This is a genomic window from Bradyrhizobium sp. 132 (assembly GCF_023074185.1).
GTDB lineage: Bacteria > Pseudomonadota > Alphaproteobacteria > Rhizobiales > Xanthobacteraceae > Bradyrhizobium.
On sequence record NZ_JADPKY010000136.1, the window covers coordinates 1 to 1,911 of the forward strand.

Below are 1,911 nucleotides of genomic sequence, written 5' to 3' on the forward strand. Positions count from 1 at the left end.
TCGTTACGCCATTCGTGCAGGTCGGAACTTACCCGACAAGGAATTTCGCTACCTTAGGACCGTTATAGTTACGGCCGCCGTTTACCGGGGCTTCAATTCAAGGCTCTCACCTCTCCTCTTAACCTTCCGGCACCGGGCAGGCGTCAGGCCCTATACGTCGTCTTACAGACTTCGCAGAGCCCTGTGTTTTAGATAAACAGTCGCCACCCCCTGGTCTGTGCCCCCCGACCCTGCTTGCGCAAAGCCGGGGCCTCCTTATCCCGAAGTTACGGAGGTAAATTGCCGAGTTCCTTCAGCATCGTTCTCTCAAGCGCCTTGGTATACTCTACCTGTCCACCTGTGTCGGTTTCGGGTACGGTCGTACGCGGAGGCTATTTCCTGGGACCCCTTCACCGCCCGAGCAATCCGATAAGCTCAGACGATACACGGCATCCGTCACCATCCGCTGGCCGGGGACTATTCACCCCGTTCCCATCGACTACGCCTTTCGGCCTCGCCTTAGGGGCCGGCTAACCCTGCGAAGATTAACTTTACGCAGGAACCCTTGGACTTTCGGCGAGAGTGTCTTTCACACTCTTTGTCGTTACTCATGTCAGCATTCGCACTTCCCATACCTCCAGGAGCCCTCACGGGTCTCCCTTCGCCGGCCTAGGGAACGCTCCGCTACCGCGTATCTTGCGATACACCCGAAGCTTCGGCTCGTGGCTTGAGCCCCGTTACATTTTCGGCGCAGGACCCCTTGTTTAGACCAGTGAGCTGTTACGCTTTCTTTAAAGGATGGCTGCTTCTAAGCCAACCTCCTGGTTGTTTTGGGAGTCCCACATCCTTTCCCACTTAGCCACGAATTGGGGGCCTTAGCTGTCGGTCAGGGTTGTTTCCCTCTCCACGACGGACGTTAGCACCCGCCGTGTGTCTCCCGAGCAGTACTCGTGCGTATTCGGAGTTTGGTTGGGTTTGGTACCGCTGTGGGCGGCCCTAGCCCATCCAGTGCTCTACCCCGCACGGTATTCACTCGAGGCGCTACCTAAATAGCTTTCGCGGAGAACCAGCTATTTCCGAGTTTGATTGGCCTTTCACCCCTAGCCACACGTCATCCAAGACCTTTTCAACGGGCACTGGTTCGGACCTCCAGTGGGTGTTACCCCACCTTCATCCTGCACATGGCTAGATCACTCGGTTTCGGGTCTAAAGCCACGAACTGAACGCCCTGTTCAGACTCGCTTTCGCTGCGCCTCCACCTACCGGCTTAAGCTTGCTCGTAACTTTAAGTCGCTGACCCATTATACAAAAGGTACGCAGTCACCCAGGACAAACCTTGGGCTCCTACTGTTTGTAAGCATCCGGTTTCAGGTGCTGTTTCACTCCCCTCGTCGGGGTGCTTTTCACCTTTCCCTCACGGTACTGGTTCACTATCGGTCGCTGAGGAGTACTTAGGCTTGGAGGGTGGTCCCCCCATGTTCAGACAGGATTTCACGTGTCCCGCCCTACTCGAGTCCTGCCGATCGTCCGTCCCGTACGGGGCTCTCACCCTTCACGCCGGCCGTTCCAGGCCGTTCCGGTAAACTCACTGCAGGCACTGGCCTGGTCCGCGTTCGCTCGCCACTACTAACGGAGTCTCGTTGATGTCCTTTCCTCCGGGTACTGAGATGTTTCAGTTCCCCGGGTTCGCTTCAAACCCCTATGGATTCAGGATTTGATACCTTCATCTGACCAATCGTAGTGAGGGGCCAAACCAGCGTTTCCGCCAGCCTGACACCACAATACGAAGGGTCGAAGGTGGGTTTCCCCATTCGGAAATCCCTGGATCAAAGCTCGTTCGCAGCTCCCCAAGGCTTATCGCAGCGTACCACGTCCTTCATCGCCTCTCAGCGCCAAGGCATCCACCGAATGCTCTTAAGGCACTTGATCGCT

1 rRNA gene is annotated in these 1,911 nt (G+C 56.5%); it reads right to left on the reverse strand.

Features of this window, described 5'->3' with window-relative positions:
* Positions 1 to 1,908: ribosomal RNA gene (locus IVA74_RS30590) — 23S ribosomal RNA — on the reverse strand; the annotation flags it as partial.
* Between the last annotated feature and the right edge of the window lie 3 nt (positions 1,909 to 1,911).